The following is an 18,309-nucleotide window of genomic DNA, read 5'->3' on the forward strand; positions in this document are numbered from 1 at the left end:
ATTGTAAAGGTCTGAAAAAATAGTTGTATACGTTATAATGTCAAAGCATAGAAGGGATACAACGATAGTATACAGTGCAATGTTCTCGCATTTAATTGTGACAATAATGTTAAATTTAATATATCAATATAAAATTTAATATTCATTTAAATTTTAAATGAAAAAATAATGTTAGAAACCATTGATTGAATTTTATTACTTTGGGTAGATAATGAAGGTTCTTTAAATGCGTCAATTGAAATTTTTTGGTAGGATATTTTCTTAATGCATTTTTGGGAGTAAAAGTAAAAATGCAAATGTGAAGATGTTTAACTTTATAAATAGAGAGAGGGAGTAAATGTGTCTTTATTAAATTTGCCATTAATGTTAGTGATTGTCATATTTTTAGCGTTGGGTATATTTAGTCAATGGTTTGCCTCGCGAATTAAATGGCCATCTATTGTTGTAATGGCAATTGTAGGGTTATTGGTGGGGCCGATATTTGGCTTGATAAATCCACAAGAAAGTTTAGGAGAATCTGTGTTTAGCCCTTTGGTATCTTTAGCGGTTGCTATAATACTATTTGAAGGAAGTAGTAATTTAGATTTTAGAGAGCTCAAAGGGATATCGAAAGCAGTGATACGCATTATTACTATTGGTGCAATTATCGCTTGGGTATTGGGAGCCGTTGCATTGCATTATGTTATTGGTTTTTCATTGTCTATATCCCTAGTTTTAGGTGGACTGTTTTTAATTACAGGTCCTACTGTGATTCAGCCACTATTAAAACAAGCGAAGGTGCGTAAAAGTGTAGATTCAATATTGAGATGGGAAAGTATTATCTTAGACCCTATAGGTCCTATGTTAGCATTAGGGGCTTTCTATATCTTTGAAATTATGGAACAAGGTTTCAATTTACCTATTTTATTCAGTTTTATATTTAGATTAGGTGTAGCGATAATTATTGGATTTGCTGCATCATATCTATTTATGTGGTTAATTAAACGAGATTTAATACCACAAAATTTAATGCCACCTATACAGTTGGTATTCATTTTACTTATATTTGCGATATGTGATGAATTTTTACCAGAATCTGGATTACTTGCAGTTACAATATTTGGTTTGATGATGGCTCGAATGAAACGTCATGATTTAATATTTAAGGAATCAGATCATTTTATAGAAAATACATCATCCATAATGATATCTACAGTATTTATTTTAATTACATCATCATTAACACTAGATGTCTTGAAAAATGTAATCTCGTGGCAGCTCTTTGTATTTTGTGCAATTATGATTATTCTAGTTAGACCTATTTCGGTTCTACTGGCAACGATCAATACAGAAATTTCAAAGCGTGAACGAGCGATGGTGTCAATGATGGCTCCAAGAGGTATTGTAGTGTTAACTGTAGCTCAATTCTTCGCAGGTTTATTTGTGGAAAAAAATACACCTATGGCGGAATATATCACGCCTGTGACCTTTGGACTAGTATTTGTTACAGTGGTGATTTATGGATTTAGTTTCTTGCCATTAAGTAAAGTAATGAATTTATCAAGTACTGAACCACCTGGTGTAATCATCGTTGGTGAGAGTGAATTTTCATTCCATTTAGGTGCGAAATTACGGGAACATAATATACCAGTGATGACGTTTAATTTATTTGATAATACATCAAAACGTGCAAAAGATTTAGATTTTGAAGTATTTGAAGGGAATTTATTATCAAGTGGCGACCGTATTTATGCAGATATGACAAGGTATAATAAATGTATACTGATGACACAGTCTTTTGTCTTTAATAGTTTAGCATTTAATGAGTTAGTACCAGAGTTTGGATTGAATAATGTAGATATAATGCCAGTGTCATTCAGTGATGAACATGCAAGAACGAATTTAGATGGACCAATTCGCAATCATATTTTGTTCGATTGGAACTTTACTGCACATTGGTTTAATCGATTTATAACGCAGCATAATATTTTAGAATTACCTATCGAACAGAAAGATCAATTAACGGAAAATGATATGATTCTTTATCATATTAGCACTAACAAAGTAGTTACGTTTAAACGTATTAACAATAAATTATTAGAGCATGAAAGTGGTACGATTGGTTATTTAAAGGATGCATATTTACATCAAAATATTTAAATAAAATACTCTAGTTCGCTTGAATTTGAAAGAAACGATAGCGATTAAGGTTTGAATACTATAAATTAAGCCAGTAAATGATTATGTGAACACTCATTTGCTGGCTTAATTGCATGTCGGAACGTTTTATTAGGAGCTAACATCTGAAAATTGAATCTTCGAAACGTGTATTACTTTCACAGGAATCTTGTTAAACGCATATCACATTTTAGTTATCTACAGTTTTACAATGTCATACTGCAAAAATAAGACACCTTCGATTACTTTAGTTACTAACTCTAAACTAAAATAATTAGGTGTCTTAAGTATAAAATGATTAGTTAGCTCTCTTTAAAAAACTGTACTTATAAATGAGTTGTTTAATAAAGATGAGATGATGATTAGATAATTTATTCATTGTTTATTGGACGAAGCGGTCGTGCATAAGTTCTTTTAAAATATTTATTTTTTCTTGTATTTTTTCACCGGTATTAGTGTCACGAATCTTTTTACGTTTTAGTTCTTTATCGACTACACGGCGAATTGATAATTCGTCTGCACCATTTAATAACACATGTTTCTTTGAATTAAAATGTTGATGTGCAACAAGTTGCATACCAAATGAATTATAAAGTAATGTGTAACCTGCAATGCCAGTTGTAGATTGATAAGCTTTAGAAAAGCCGCCATCAATAACAATCATCTTACCATCAGCTTTGATAGGATTTTCACCATCGATTTCCTTTACTGGCGTGTGACCATTAATGATATGGCCTTGCTCTGGATCTAGGCCAAAGTTTTTAAGCATCTTTTTACACATATTAACATCTTCACGTAGATGATAGTAAGGATTTTTTGTTTCTTTATGTGCTGATTTATCCGCAATAAAGTAACGCTCAAATGTAGTCATCGCTCGTTTACCGAATAGTGATGAATATTTTCCTGTCCATAGATACCACACAAGATCTGTTGCTAAATCATCTTGAATATCTTTGTGATCAAAGCTTTGTCTAACATATGCTTCAAAGTGATCTAACAATTCTCTACCGTAATATTTCACACCGTCAATCGTCATTGATTCCATCTCACCATGTTCATCAACAGGAATACAACCATGAATGAGTAGATTACCATTATAAGGTAAATATAATGTGCCTTTTTGCATTAAGAATGTCATATGGCGTTTTAGCTTTTCGGATTGTTGTACGGATAATAGTAACTTGTCCATCACTTCTATTTCTTCGTCGATAAGTTGATTTGGATTTTCAGGATCAATAGTTTGGAAGCATGTGTGTTCTAATGGATATGTTTTGCCATAGAGTGTTGCTTCGTTTTTATCGTAATCAATACTTTCAAGCACTAAGCGTTCTTCCATTTCAAAGTTTGGTCTTCTCTTAATAATAGGTGCCTCTAATTTAAATTGAATAATGGCAATTGCTTGATGGATTTTTGTGATTTGCTCTAATTCTCTGTCTGATAAACCTTCAGAATTTTTAGGTTTAAAGGCTTTGTTCGTACCGTCATAATATTTCTCAGCCAATGTTAGTAAAGGTCGCAAGTTAATTCCATAGGCATCTTCAATAATGTCTAAATTGTCATAACGTGCACATATACGCAATAAATTGGCTAGGCAAACTTTAGAGCCAGCGTATGCGCCAATCCATAAGACATCATGGTTTCCCCATTGAATATCGACTGAAGGGTAGTTAATGAGTGTTTCCATAATTTTATCTGGATCTGGACCACGATCATAAATATCTCCTACGACATGCAAATGGTTTACGACAAGATGTTGTACAGTGAATGATAAGCCAATAATTAAGTCATCTGATTGTTCTAAATCAATGATTTGGTTTATCAATTTATCATAATATGATTTCTTGTTGTTATATTTATTGCTCTTATATAATAATTCTTCAATAATAAATACATAATTTTTAGGTAATGATTTACGTAATTTTGTACGTGTGTATTTAGATGAAGCATATGTGATTAATTTGATTAGACGATTAATCGTAGTGATATACCATTCATTTAATTCTGATTTAGAATTAAAGCTATTTTTAATTAGGTTCAACTTTTCCTCAGGGTAATAAACGAGAGCAGCAAATTCATTAATTTCTTTGCGTGTCAATGTATCTTGGAAGATATCATTAATTTTTGATCTAACATTGCCTGAACCGTTTCGGAGAACGTGTTGGAATGATTGGAATTCACCGTGTAAATCACTGACAAAGTGTTCAGTGCCTTTAGGTAATTCTAATATAGATTCTAAATTTATAATTTCTGTTGCTAATTCTTCTTTATTGTTAAATTGTTCTGCAAGTAAATCTAAATATCTGCTCTTTACGCTTTTATCTGTTGTTCTTGGCATTATTAGTGTCACTCCAGTTGATTTATTTTCATTAAAAACACTACTGCAAGCGTTTTCTTTATTTGTAGTATATTGTAGCATTAAATGCGCTATCTGTGTCTAGTTCATATTATATTATGAAAGTAGGATAAATTCTAAAATATGAATTGGAAAATGTGTTTTTTAGAAAAGGCTAATGATTATAGTGAAAATGGTCGTATTATCAAGATAATCTGCGTTTTAAAACACCTATGTTACTCAAATATAAAAAATTGGCTATTTTGTATAAAGGTATTGCGAAATATATTATTTATACCGATGTAATTAGTGTTTTAATCCCTTTTTAGTGTATAATTACAACGATTGTTTTTGCGTCTTTGAATGCCTTTGTTACGGCTTTTAAGCTGCTGATTTGAAAAAAACAGGAGAATTTTTACAAAAAAATGTCTTAGAGTACTTTAAAAATTCTAATAATTTTGTATAATAAATGCATGTAACAAAATTATAAGGGAGTTATTTTTTCTGTTTACATTTGGGGTGACATATACTGATTAAATTATAATGTAGTGGAGTGGACTTATTACTTAATTTTTTCAGTAGTAGTTTTAAATCATACTTTCCTTAGAAATATAGTGTGATGCAATGTGTCAATTAAATAAGGGGTTATTGGGCGCATACATTTCATTATATATTTATTGTTACTATGATTTAATTAGGTGGTTTTACTATATACATAGTAGTTAACGTTAGTATCATCATACTATCATGTATGAATTATTGTGAAGGTTATTTATATTCTTTGTGTAAGGGTCAGGCTTTATTACATTACCATATATTCCGGAGTCTCATGTCAGCGAAGGTTGTGTAATAGATTGTAACGGAACGTTTACGCATTGGGTTAATATAAAATGCACAATAAATATTAACGTTTAAATCACATTTTTTAGTGTCTTTTTATTTAGAAAGGATAAGTCACAGAGACATATAGTTTCAAGCTGTTGGTCGGTACAGTTTGATCTCATCCATATGTCAATTGAATATGGATATTATCATGTCTGTTGATTCAATTCTATACATTTATATTTGAATATGGTGTATGGAATTGACACACATTCGTCTTTAGTTGTTTTAGGCGACATTATAATTTAAAATGGGTTAAATTATGATGAAAAGTGTAAGTCAAAGTTAATAATTGGTGCTGATTCACTATTATTAATTAAAAAGGGAGAAATAAATTGAACGGTTGAGGCTAACTTCAAAGGGGGAAGTTAGTCTTTTTTGCTGTATTAGTTAGGGCATTGTTACTTATAAAATTAAGATGTTAAAAAGCTTAGTTGGTGAAAAGGCTGTTTCAATATGGATAGACGGATATCAGTTATTATTAGTTAATCTGCATAAATTTGCTTAAGTCACATTAGTCATAACGAACGTAATTGAATAGAAATTTAAGACAGTTGTGATTGGATGATATGGTGTAGCGCTAAATTGCTAATTGAAATCACCTACAGAGATTGTTTCAATGATTTTATTACCTTATCGTGGCAAAATATTTTTGTTGAGGCATTTGAAGGAACAAGGTCAGTTAAAAGCTAAGGCTGAGATATATTCTAGACAAGTGAACTAATAATACGCATAGTATGAATAAAAATAGCACCCAGATAAATTCAATCATCTGGGTGCTATTTTTTTGGAATTGATGTTCAAAACACTTATTAATATGAAGAAGACTTCTCTTTACAAGTATTTAAGTTTGCCAAAGATACTTACTTATAATTATTTTACTCTATCCTTTTTGAACAGACGAAATAGAACATAAATAATAGCTAGTGCAATGATAACGTACATGATATATGAATATGTATGTAAACCATTCATCAATGCATCCCAACTACCACTTAACATTTTTCCTAGAAAAATAAGTGCGAAGTTCCAAATTGTTGTACCAATTAATGACAATATCATAAAGATGATAACGTTCATTCTATTGATGCCGGCAGGGATTGTAATAAGAACACGTAAGACAGGAATAAAGCGACATATAAAAACTGCCAGCGTACCATATTTTTTGAACCAATCATTGGCACGTGCAACGTCTTTACCCTTTAATTTAATCCACTTGCCATATTTATCTACAAAGCGGTATAAACGTTCTTCTGAGACAAGTCTACTAATGTAATATAATACGAGCAAACCGACTAAAGAAGAAATAGTTGAGATGATAAATAATGTTGGGATTGTTAGGTCTGATTTTACTGACATTAATCCAGCAAAGGTTAAAATAATTTCAGATGGTATAAAAGGTAAGATGTTTTCTAAAAGAATCAATATAGCTATGGCAACATAGCCCCAAGTACTAATAAAACTAGTTAATATTTGTTCCATAATAAAACATTAAACTCCTTTGATATTGAGCATCACAGATGTAATGAAATTTAAAAATCACATGCCCTTATTATAATCTAAAATTACAAACTATGCAGAAAAAAATGGTACTACTTTAGTATGAATTAACTAAGGATAAATATTAACAAATTTGTAAAAATTTTATTGTAAGCGATTACACATTGTGGTAATATCTAGAGAAACAATAGGTCATATGATGACTTGTAACTTTAGGGAGAAAGTGTGGAGAGTGTATGGAAGAGAAAAGATCAAACATAAGGTGGTATTTTGCGATAGCGTTCTTTATCATAGGTGTCATTGCTTATATGGACCGTTCAAATATATCTATTATTGCAGGGCCTATGATGGAAGACTTGCACATGAACAAGACTCAATTTGGTTTATTAGCATCGTTCTTCTCATTAGGTTATGCATTAATGCAAGTGCCGTCAGGATTTTTAGCGGAAAAGTTTGGCTCTAAAAAAATGTTAACTATTGCATTAGTATGGTGGAGTGCATTTACAATTTTAACTGGTGTAGTTAAAAATCACGGTGTGTTATATGCAGTGCGTTTCTTATTTGGTGTAGGTGAAGCGCCAATGTATCCATCGAATGCCGTGTTCAATTCATTTTGGTTTTCTAAAGGAGAAAAAGGGCGCGCGTCTAGTGTTTTATTAGCTGGTTCATATTTTGGCCCTGTAATTGCTCCAGTTGTGACGATTGCCATCGTCAATATGTTCGGTTGGCAAGCAGTATTTTATATATTTGGTGCCGTTGGAATCTTAATCTCTATTTTATGGGTGATTATTGCCAAGGATTTACCAGAGCAACATAAAATGGTGAATGAAGCAGAGAAACGCTTTATCGTTGAGAATCGAGACGTTATTAAGACTGAAAAGTCAAATGCACCATGGAAATTATTTTTTAAACGCTTTAGCTTTTATGCGATTGCAGCACAATATTTCGTTGTACAATTTGTCGTATCATTATTTTTAATTTGGTTGCCAACTTATTTATCAGAACAATATCATGTGAAGTTAAGTGATCCTGATATGGCTTGGGCAGCTGGTGCACCATGGATCGCTATGTTTATTTTGATTCTCTTTGGTGGTGCGATTTCAGATAAATTACTACAAAGTGGTAAGTCTCGTTTTGTTGCTAGGGCATCTATTGCGATTATTGGGTTTATTATCTTTAGTATTTCTTTATTTATGTCGATACAAACAGATAGTCTAGTTGTTAATGTATTCTGGCTATCGTTATGTTTAGGTGGTATTGGTATAGCAACTGGTATGAGTTGGGCTGCAGCAACTGATTTAGGACGCAATTTCTCAGGTTCAGTTTCTGGTTGGATGAATTTGTGGGGGAACATAGGTGCATTATTAAGTCCATTACTTGCAGGTATGATGGTTGATGTTGTAGGTTGGACAATGACGCTTGAACTGGTTATCATCCCAGTGATCTTTGCGATTATTATGTGGTTCTTTGTTACTCCTGATAAACCACTGTTAATTGATAAAAAAGATTTATAAAGTTTGTAATCATTGCAATAGGGAAAGAATTGAGTATAATTGATTACCCTAGGAGGGAAAAATATGATTACAATTAATGCCATTATGAAAGTGAATCCAGCACAACGCGAAAATTACTTAGAGTTAGTTAAACCTTTAGTTGAGGGTGCGAATAACGAATCGGGTTCATTATTTTATCAACATTTTGAACAAACAAATGAACCGAATACATTTGCTTTTATTGAACGATACGAAGATGAAGCGGCAGTAGAAGCACATAATAATTCTGCTCATTTCCAGCAGTTTTTCAAAGAAGTTAGTCAGTATTTAGTTGAAAAGCCTGAAATTAAAGTGTTACAAGATAAAGCATAATTGAGTGCGAGAGCCTAGACAACAGATAAAGTTGCTAGGCTTTTTTTATTGCGATAAGCGCAATACTATTATAAATAAATTGAAACGTGTATAATTTTAAGGTGAATTATATGTAATGTGATTAATTTTGGGTTGAATAAGGAGAGAATTTACTATGTTATATCAACACGGAACGTTAGGAACGTTAATGGCTGGGATATTAGACGGAACAGCAACTATCGATGAAATATTAAAAAAGGGTGATCTTGGTATAGGTACATTGACAGGTTGTGATGGCGAAGTAATCATTGATAATGGCGTTGCATATCATGCTGATGCCTTAGGTGGATTTAGAAAATTATCAGGGTCTGAATGTACACCATATGCTACAGTAACACCTTTCGAAGCAGATTATTCTTATTTCGTTCCGCATATTACAGATGCTGATAGTTTGCTAGAAGATATTAAAGGAAAAGCCGCAAGTGAAAATATATTCTTTGCCGTGAAAATAACAGGTAAGTTTGAAACAATGCACGTGCGCATGATGCCTAAACAAGAAAAACCATACACCAAACTTAAATATTCGGCCGATAAACAACCTGAATTTGTATATGAGCAAATTAACGGAACTGTGGTAGGATTCTATACTCCAGAATTATTCCATGGGATTGCAGCAAGTGGATTCCATTTGCATTTTGTAGATGAAGACAAGACAGTAGGTGGTCATATCTTGGACTTTGAACTTAATAGTGGCACAATAGAAATTAGTAATATTGAAACGCTAGAGCAACACTTTCCTGTCAACGACCAAGCTTTTTTAGAATCGGATATTGATCATTCTACAGTAGCTGAAGATATTAATGAAATTGAATAGTATAAATTAGAGCGAAGGATAGCTGCCGGTAAACGTATTATCGTGCTTAGTCTATCTTACAATAGATTGAAAACAATATTGTATATTTCTTATAAGAACTAGAAGTATAACAAAAAAGTGATAAAATATAACGATAGCGTCTTTGACAAGCGCAAGACTGTTATTAGTAGTATGTAGGATAGCGTTATACGCTAACTTAGCTTAACTGCTTATTTTAAATGTCGATGCGTCAACTGAATAATTAAAACTATGCTTTTAGTATATTGGTGAATGGTACATGTCTTTGTAGCCTTTATAATATATGCTTTAGTAGTAGAACAATAACAAAAAAATAAAAAGGAGATGCTTATGTCAACATTGATTAAATATTTAAGATCCTTAATTAAAGTTAATACGATGAAAATCGATGTTGCAAAAGGGTTTAGGCAATGCATATTAATGCTTATTCCATTGTTTGTAGGCTATATCACCAATCATTTTTCAACTGGTTTGTTGATAGCTACAGGTACATTAGCGCATATTTATGTGTTTGGTGGACCAGCACAGGCAAAATTGCGAGTCGTATTATTCTCGACAGTCGGCCTATCTATAGCCATGATGTTAGGCACTTTAACAGTAAATCAACCACTCATATTCGGGGTGTTACTACTTATAATCACTGTGATACCATACTACATTTTTAGCTCATTAAACATACCAGGTCCTTCTTCAATATTCTTTATCGTGGCATTCAGTTTACCAATCAATTTACCTGTCGCACCAGAAGATGCATTATATAGAGGTTTATGCATGTTTATTGGTGGCATAATAGCAACTTTAATGGTGATATTAACAATCGCTATTTCCCGGGAAACAGCAGAAATGAAAGCGATAAAAAATGACTTTAATATGATAAAGCAATTAGTACATAACTTTGATAATCCAGACGCCTTTCAAAAGGCATCGCAATTTGCAGTTACAGCCTTTAGGAATTCGGACAATCAATTAATTACATCGAGTACCGCTAAATCTAAAGGTTCACCAAGGTTTCAGCGTATATTATTGTTGCATAATACAGCGCAAGGTATCTTCTCAGAATTACTAGAATTAAATGAAAAAAATGCACGACCATTGCCTAATGTGATTAAAGAAATGGCTGATTTTGTAATTAAATTAGTCTTTTCAAAAGGTATTGTTAGAAAGCAGTGGACAGAAAAAGTAGAGTTTGAAGCACAATACAAAAACTTAGTCGACAATATATTTAAAGTCGATGCAATAATTAATGCTGATAATGAACGTGTTGAACATGAAGTTGATTATAGAATGCCAATATATGGCCATCGTTTAATTAATAATTTAACCTTGGATTCATTTACATTCAGAAGTACCATTCGCTATACCGTGATTATGGCGATTTCAATCTTCATTGCACTCATGTTTGACTTTGATAAAGCTTATTGGATACCTCTCAGTACGCACACGATTTTATTAGGTTCAACTACATTACAAAGCTTTGAACGTGCTGGCGCTAGAGGTATTGGGACAATATTAGGGGTGCTAGTGTTATCGCTCATACTATTATCAGTACCACCGATACCTGTGGCTATTATTTTACTTGCTGTAGCTGCTGGATTTACGGAAATGTTAGTTGGGGCTAATTATTCTATTGCTGTAATATTTATAACAATACAGGTTCTGTTGTTAAATGGTTTAGCTTCGCAACATTTGTCGATACAAGTTGCATTCCCAAGAATCATTGATGTTATTGTAGGTATCGTCATTGCAGTTGTTTGCTTGTTATTCATTGGGAAAAAGACAGCCTCGTCTATGCTGCCAAATACATTGGCCGATGTAACACGTAATGAAGCAGTTGTATTTCATTATTTATTTTCATCTAATAAGTATGCATCTGTTGAACATGAAAAGAATGAAATGTTGAAGCTAAGTGTAAAGTTAAATAATATGATTCAAGTTTATAATAGTGCAAACGGTGAATTGTTTAGTAATAAAAATGCAATTCAATACTATTATCCAAGTATATATGCGTTAGAAGAGATAAATTTTATATTTAGAAGAGCGTTAAGTAATGAACAACGTTATCATATATCAGATGAGACAATGGCACAATATTTACTGATATTCGAAAATATAGCCAAGCATTTTGAACGAGGCACTAATATCCAAGTTCAAGAAATACCGATGTTACCTCAATATACTTATATTAGAAATGCTTTAGAACACATCCAAAGTAATTGTATTAATGCTAGAAAGAATGTTTCACTACTACATCCAACAAATTAAATAGACAGACATTAAAGAGGTCAATTCATGATTTATCATGGATTGACCTCTTTTTTTGTTTGGCCTGTAACACGCAATATCTCATCATAACAAATTAAAGTAAGTGAGGTATCTCAGACTGCCGTTTGTGTACGGTTACAGAGAGGGATGTCTAAGATAACGTCGCTATATAGAATGATTATATAATTTAGACGTTATTTAAATACTGTTTAATAGATTAAGAAAAGAGGTAATTAATAAGAAAACTACAAGAGATAGGAGTTTTTTTATGCCTTGGACTATGGATGACTATCCTCAAAGTTGGAAGAATCTAGATAAACTAGAACGTAAAAAAGCAATTGATATCGGTAATGCAATGTTAAAAGATGGATATAAAGAAGATCGTGCTATTCCTATTGCAACGAAACAAGCAGAATCTTGGTATAAAGATGCGACAAAAGAAGAATTAGAAGAATTGCAAAATAAAAAAATTACGTTACATGATAAAGATGATTCAGCGAATCCTAAGCTTAATAATCAAGATGTGCATGTGTATTTCGAGGAAGACGTATGGAAAATTAAATCAGAAGGTGCAAAGCAAGCATCTGATAGTTTTGATAAAAAGGAAGATGCTATGAAGCGTGCTCGTAACATTGCTGATAATAGACAGACAGAAATAATTGAGCATAAAAAAGATGAATAATATGAATTTGTATTGTAAAATAATGTTTCATTTTACAAGATGATAAAGTAATGACATAAATATTTTAATAATATGAGTTAATTATATAAGTGAAATTTAGTAATTAAATAGTGGTCGTAATTAAAAAAGATGAGATGGTATTACGATTGTATTAAATGGAGGCACAATGCATGTATATGGAAAGAAAATCTTCACTAAATATTGAAGATTTGAAAGAAGATTTCAAAGAGAGTCTCGGACAATTTAATAACACTGACTCTGCCTTTGATATGTTAATTGGCTTTGTAGAGTTAGAACAATTATATTCATCTGCATTAAAAGAAATTAGTACCAAGTTGGATATTCTAGATGATCATTTTCAGCAATTATATAAACATAATCCAATCCATCATATGGAGCGTCGTGTGAAAGAGTTGCGGAGTTTGATTCAGAAGTTAAAGCGCAAGGGATGTGAGATATCATCAGAATCTGCGAAAGAATATATCCAAGATATAGCAGGTATTCGTGTTGTTTGTAACTATATTGATGATATATATGTTATTGAGTCACTATTGTTAAAACAAGATGATGTAAAGTTGATTAAACGGAAAGACTATATACAAAATCCTAAAGATAATGGCTATCGTAGTTTGCATATTGTCGTTTCTGTTCCTGTGTTTTTAGCACATTCTCTAGAGACAGTACCTGTAGAAATTCAAATTAGAACGATTGGTATGGATATGTGGGCTAGTTTGGAACATAAAATACGCTATAAAAATGATACAAATACAGAAAAATATCGTTCGGTCTTAAAGCAGTGTGCAAATGACATCACTGCCGTAGAAGGTAAGATGCAAAACATCAGAACAGAAGTATTTGATGTCTAATCAAAATAAATAATTACGCATAATTGTAAGCAGTTAGTAAGTTAGGTAATTTGAACTTGCTAACTTTTTTTATGAATCCCTTGTTTATTACGTAGCGTTATATATTAGGATGATCAGTAAGGAGGTTGTTATATGACGTTATATCAAACAGGTGACTTAGCAAAAATATGTAATGTTTCTGTTCGAACTATACAATATTATGATAATAAAGGATTGTTAAATGCGAGTTCAAATAATGGAAGACGCTATTTTGATAAAAATAGTAAAGAAAAATTAGAAATGATACTCATACTTAAGTCCTTTGGATTTAAATTAAAAGATATTAAGTTGTTGTTTGATGAAAAGGTTGAACTCAATGTTATCAGAGCATTAATAAATGAAAAGCTAGTACAAGTTGAAGAAGAGATACACGAGTTACAGACATTGGAGAGAGAGATGAAACAGTATCAAAAATATATTAGCGAAGGTAGCACAGAATCATACACTAAATTAATTGATACACAGCAATATATAAAAGAAAATACGAAACATAGGAAATTGCCAATGGCATTGACTTCTAAATTAATTACCTTGTTTGTAGCTCAATATAGTTTTGTTATTTATAGTATGTATAAAAAAAGTTGGAAACCTATCTTATTTAATTTACCACCATTTTTCTTAATCACTACAGCATTTACATATAAATATTACAAAAGTGTAGAATATTTATGTCCAAATTGCCAGCAGAAATTTATTCCAGAATTTATAACATGGACATTAGCAAGACATACGCCTAAGACTAGAGCGCTTAAATGTCCAAACTGTTTTGAAACAAATGATTGTATAGCTATAAAAAAATAAAAAATTTATGGACCGAAATATCGAGTTGAATGACCGGTATTTCGGTCTTTTTAGTTTTAGCAACTCATAATGATACGTTTGCAAACGCTTGCAATATTGATTGTTGTGTATTACCATACTTGTATACAAGTATATTAACCGAATTAAGAGGTGCGTTCATATGACTTATGAATATCCTGAAAGATGGTTAGAGGGTGTTTCTAAAGGTGAGGCTATCGCTGCTGAAATTAGATTAAGAATCGTTGCTGGCACAATTAAAACAGATACACTATTAACCGAAAATCAGATTGCCAAAGAATTTAATGTAAGTCGATCTCCAGTTCGAGATGCTTTTAAATTATTAAAGCAAGATCAATTAATCAATTTAGAGAGAATGGGTGCAGAAGTATTACCATTTGAAGATAAAGAAAAGAAAGAACTTTATGATTTAAGAATTATGCTAGAGTCATTTGCATTTAGTCGTATCAAATCGCTAAATCATGATGCAATTGTTAAAGAATTACGAAAGCAATTAGAAATGATGAAAGTAGCAGTTCAATTTGAAGATGCAGAAGCATTTACTGAACATGATATGAAGTTTCATGAGGTGACGATATTAGCGTCTAAACATCAATATTTAAAGACATATTGGAATAATTTAAAGCCAGTGATGGAAGCATTAATCTTATTGTCAATGAGACGACGTATGGCAGAAGATCCGGAAGATTTCGAACGTATCCATAAAAACCATGAAGTTTTTGTAGAGGCCATAGCAAATCAAGATGCAATTAAGTTAAGAGAGGCCTTTCATTTGAATTTTGATGATGTAGGAGAAGACATCGATAGCTTTTGGTTGAGCTAATCAAATGTAGCTTAAAAGGAAATAGGAGGAAATATCATGAAATATATGATAGGTGTAGATATTGGAACAACAAGTACTAAGTCAGTACTCTATGACGAAAAAGGTCAATTTATCATGAAACATAATATTGGATACCCATTACATACACCTAATGTAGATGTATCAGAAGAGAATCCAGATGAATTGTTTGATGCCGTGTTGATGACAATTAAATATGTAATGCGTGAAGCGAATATTGCGAAAGAAGATTTGAAGTTAATTTCCTTTAGTGCACAAATGCATAGTTTAATCTCAATGGATGCAAGTAATCAAAGGTTAACTGAAAATCTGACTTGGGCTGATAATCGTGCAAGTAAATATGCAGATATCATAAAAAATGAACATAATGGTATTGAAATATACAAAAGAACAGGAACACCGATACATCCAATGTCTCCACTAGCAAAGATTTTTTGGATGAAACACGAACAACAAGAAATATTTAATCAAACAGCAATGTTTGCTGATATTAAGACGTATATCTTTTATCACTTATTTGAAAAATTTGTAATTGATCAATCGATGGCGTCTTCTACGGGAATGTTTAATCTTGAAACATTAAAATGGGATACAGAAGCATTATCATTATTAGGTATAACGGAAGAACAGTTACCTGAAATTGTTCCAACGACACATATACTTAAAGGTATGAAACATAGATATGCTGCGCTAATGGGCATTGATCCAGACACGCCAGTAATCGTTGGTGCGAGTGATGGTGTGTTATCAAATTTAGGAGTTAATGCTTACAAAAAAGGAGAAGTGGCAGTGACAATTGGTACATCAGGCGCCATTCGAACGGTAATAGACAAGCCGCGAACAGATTATAAAGGACGTATCTTCTGCTATGTATTAACTGAAGATCACTATGTCATTGGTGGACCAGTTAATAATGGTGGTGTCGTACTTCGATGGTTGCGTGATGAGATGTTAGCTAGTGAAGTTGAGACTGCTAAACGTTTGGGAGTGGATCCATATGATGTGCTAACTAAAATTGCGAGCCGCGTTAAACCAGGAGCAGAAGGTTTAATATTCCATCCCTATTTAGCTGGTGAACGTGCACCACTTTGGAGTGCTGATGCACGTGGTTCATTCTTTGGTTTGACATTGTCGCATAAGAAAGAACATATGATTAGAGCTGCGTTAGAAGGCGTCTTATATAATCTTTATACTGTTTATTTAGCGCTCATTGAAGTTATGAATGAAACACCATCTACTATTAAAGCAACCGGTGGATTTGCCAAAAGTGAAGTGTGGCGTCAGATGATGGCAGATATATTTGATACGAATTTAATTGTACCTGAAAGTTATGAAAGCTCTTGTCTCGGTGCTTGTGTACTTGGATTAAAAGCACTCGGTGAAATTGAAGACTTCTCAATTATTGAAGAAATGGTTGGTACGACTAATGCACATGCGCCAAATCAAGAAAATGTTAAGGTTTATCAACAATTAATTAGTATTTTCATAAATTTAAGCCGTTCACTGGAAGAAAGATATACTGAAATTGCCAATTTCCAACGTGAGCATATGACAGATTAAGAAGCGATGTATTAATGCAATAAGAAGGTAGTTAGAAAACGTTAAGATTTTATATGATAAATACATAGAATCAATCGTTTTCTGGACTATACCTTTAATAATAAATTGAATGATAGTAAGAAAAAATTTTACAAGGAAAAGAAAGCGTTATCAAACATTAAATGAATTACTTTAAATTGTATTTTGTGTTTGAATCTGGAAGGGGAGAACGATTATGTTTGAAATGATCTGGCCACTTATCACTGTGGTAATAGGGATTATAGTATTATTGGGATTAATTATATTTTTAAAATTGAATACATTTATTTCACTAATCATTACGTCAATTGTCACTGCAATATTACTAGGTATGCCTTTAGATAAAATAATTGAAACAATTGAAAATGGTATGGGCAGTACATTAGGTCACATTGCACTTATCTTTGGTTTAGGAGCAATTCTAGGTAAATTGCTAGCCGATGGTGGCGGTGCTACACGAATTGCCGATACATTGATTAATAAGTTTGGTCAAAAGCACGTGCAGTGGGCTATGCTCATCGCAGCCTTTATTGTTGGGATTGCATTATTCTTTGAAGTAGGATTAGTATTATTAATTCCATTAGTATTTACAATTGCTAAACGTGCGAACGTTTCACAATTGAAATTGGGACTACCAATGGTTGTGGCATTATCAGTTACACATGGTTTCTTACCACCACATCCAGGTCCTGTTGTCATTGCTAAAGAATTAAAAGCAAATTTAGGGCATGTTCTGTTATATGGTATTATTATAGCCATTCCTGTAACAATTATTGCTGGTCCAATTTTTAATAAAATAGCACAAAAAATCACACCATCTGCATATAAACGTGAAGGCGATATTTCATCTCTAGGTGCACAAAAAGAATTTAAAGAATCAGAAATGCCTGGTTTTGGTATTAGTTTATTAACAGCTGTTTCTCCAGTTATATTAATGTTACTATCTACAATTGTTCAATTAGTAACTGGACATGAAGAGGCAAAAAATGGCTTTGAATCTGTTGTCTACTTTATTGGTACAGCTGGAACTGCAATGTTAATTGCAGTATTGTTTGCAATTTTCACTATGGGTATTAAACAAGGTCGTAAGAATGCAGATATTATGGATTCAGTGTCCAATGCAATTTATCCAATCGGTATGATGATACTAATTATTGGTGGTGGCGGTACATTCAAACAAGTCTTAATAGATGGTGGTGTTGGTGATACCATTGCTAAGATGTTTGAAGGATCTGAAATGTCACCTATATTATTAGCATGGATTGTAGCGGCCGTATTACGTATTGCACTTGGTTCATCTACTGTTGCTGCAGTATCATCTACAGGTATTGTATTACCATTATTGCAAGCATCAGACGTTAATGTTTCTTTAGTAGTATTAGCTATTGGAGCAGGTAGTGTCATACTATCACATGTTAATGACGCTGGTTTCTGGATGTTCAAGGAATACTTTGGTTTAACTGTAAAAGAAACTTTCTTAACATGGTCATTATTAGAAACGATTATTTCTGTTTCAGGGTTAGTATTCATCTTGTTACTTAGTCTATTTGTATAAAAATAATTTGTTATTTTATGACTTTATACAAAATATAAAAAATATATACCTCATTCTTAT

The 18,309-nt window shown here is 32.3% G+C and carries 13 protein-coding genes; 11 read left to right on the forward strand and 2 right to left on the reverse strand.

What is annotated here, in order from left to right; genetic code table 11:
- Positions 1-363 precede the first annotated feature (363 nt).
- A complete protein-coding gene (locus ACY191_RS03990; protein ID WP_182475102.1) occupies positions 364-2,139 on the forward strand; it encodes a cation:proton antiporter in 1,776 nt (591 codons plus the stop codon).
- 400 nt (positions 2,140-2,539) lie between these two features.
- On the opposite strand, the gene ACY191_RS03995 is transcribed toward ACY191_RS03990, so the two are convergent.
- Both ACY191_RS03995 and uptA read right to left on the reverse strand, forming a co-directional pair.
- Entirely contained in the window at positions 2,540-4,492 is a 1,953-nt protein-coding gene (locus ACY191_RS03995) for a fructose-1,6-bisphosphatase (protein ID WP_229366548.1), read from the reverse strand.
- A gap of 1,752 nt (positions 4,493-6,244) precedes the next feature.
- Complete coding sequence (gene uptA, locus ACY191_RS04000) at positions 6,245-6,853, reverse strand: undecaprenyl phosphate transporter UptA (RefSeq protein WP_042740289.1); 609 nt, start codon at positions 6,851-6,853, stop codon at positions 6,245-6,247.
- A gap of 254 nt (positions 6,854-7,107) precedes the next feature.
- Here uptA and ACY191_RS04005 point away from each other — a divergent pair, with 254 nt between their 5' ends.
- The 10 genes from ACY191_RS04005 (at position 7,108) to ACY191_RS04050 (ending at position 18,249) form a co-directional block, all read left to right on the forward strand.
- The gene (locus ACY191_RS04005) at positions 7,108-8,385 is read left to right on the forward strand and encodes an MFS transporter (protein WP_229366549.1); all 1,278 of its coding nucleotides are present in this window, start codon (positions 7,108-7,110) and stop codon (positions 8,383-8,385) included.
- Between the two features lie 63 nt (positions 8,386-8,448).
- Positions 8,449-8,736, forward strand: coding sequence for a putative quinol monooxygenase (locus ACY191_RS04010; RefSeq protein ID WP_107512941.1), 288 nt, complete (start codon positions 8,449-8,451; stop codon positions 8,734-8,736).
- A gap of 154 nt (positions 8,737-8,890) precedes the next feature.
- Positions 8,891-9,589: an acetolactate decarboxylase gene (budA, locus tag ACY191_RS04015; protein ID WP_107579587.1), complete on the forward strand. Its 699-nt coding sequence runs from the start codon at positions 8,891-8,893 to the stop codon at positions 9,587-9,589.
- A gap of 348 nt (positions 9,590-9,937) precedes the next feature.
- Entirely contained in the window at positions 9,938-11,869 is a 1,932-nt protein-coding gene (locus ACY191_RS04020) for an FUSC family protein (protein ID WP_229366550.1), read from the forward strand.
- Between the two features lie 268 nt (positions 11,870-12,137).
- On the forward strand, positions 12,138-12,551 hold the full coding sequence (locus ACY191_RS04025) for a DUF2188 domain-containing protein (protein WP_107512944.1): 414 nt from the start codon (positions 12,138-12,140) through the stop codon (positions 12,549-12,551).
- Between the two features lie 170 nt (positions 12,552-12,721).
- On the forward strand, positions 12,722-13,417 hold the full coding sequence (locus ACY191_RS04030) for a GTP pyrophosphokinase (RefSeq protein ID WP_042740283.1): 696 nt from the start codon (positions 12,722-12,724) through the stop codon (positions 13,415-13,417).
- Positions 13,418-13,549: 132 nt separating this feature from the next.
- Entirely contained in the window at positions 13,550-14,257 is a 708-nt protein-coding gene (locus ACY191_RS04035; RefSeq protein ID WP_229366551.1) for a MerR family transcriptional regulator, read from the forward strand.
- 160 nt (positions 14,258-14,417) lie between these two features.
- Entirely contained in the window at positions 14,418-15,098 is a 681-nt protein-coding gene (locus ACY191_RS04040; protein WP_042740281.1) for a GntR family transcriptional regulator, read from the forward strand.
- Between the two features lie 36 nt (positions 15,099-15,134).
- Entirely contained in the window at positions 15,135-16,676 is a 1,542-nt protein-coding gene (gene gntK, locus ACY191_RS04045) for a gluconokinase (RefSeq protein WP_042740280.1), read from the forward strand.
- A 214-nt stretch (positions 16,677-16,890) separates the two neighbouring features.
- Positions 16,891-18,249 (forward strand): gluconate:H+ symporter, encoded by a 1,359-nt coding sequence (locus ACY191_RS04050; RefSeq protein WP_042740279.1) that lies wholly within the window; start codon positions 16,891-16,893, stop codon positions 18,247-18,249.
- Positions 18,250-18,309 lie beyond the last annotated feature (60 nt).

This window comes from Staphylococcus sp. TCBT05, assembly GCF_055179755.1.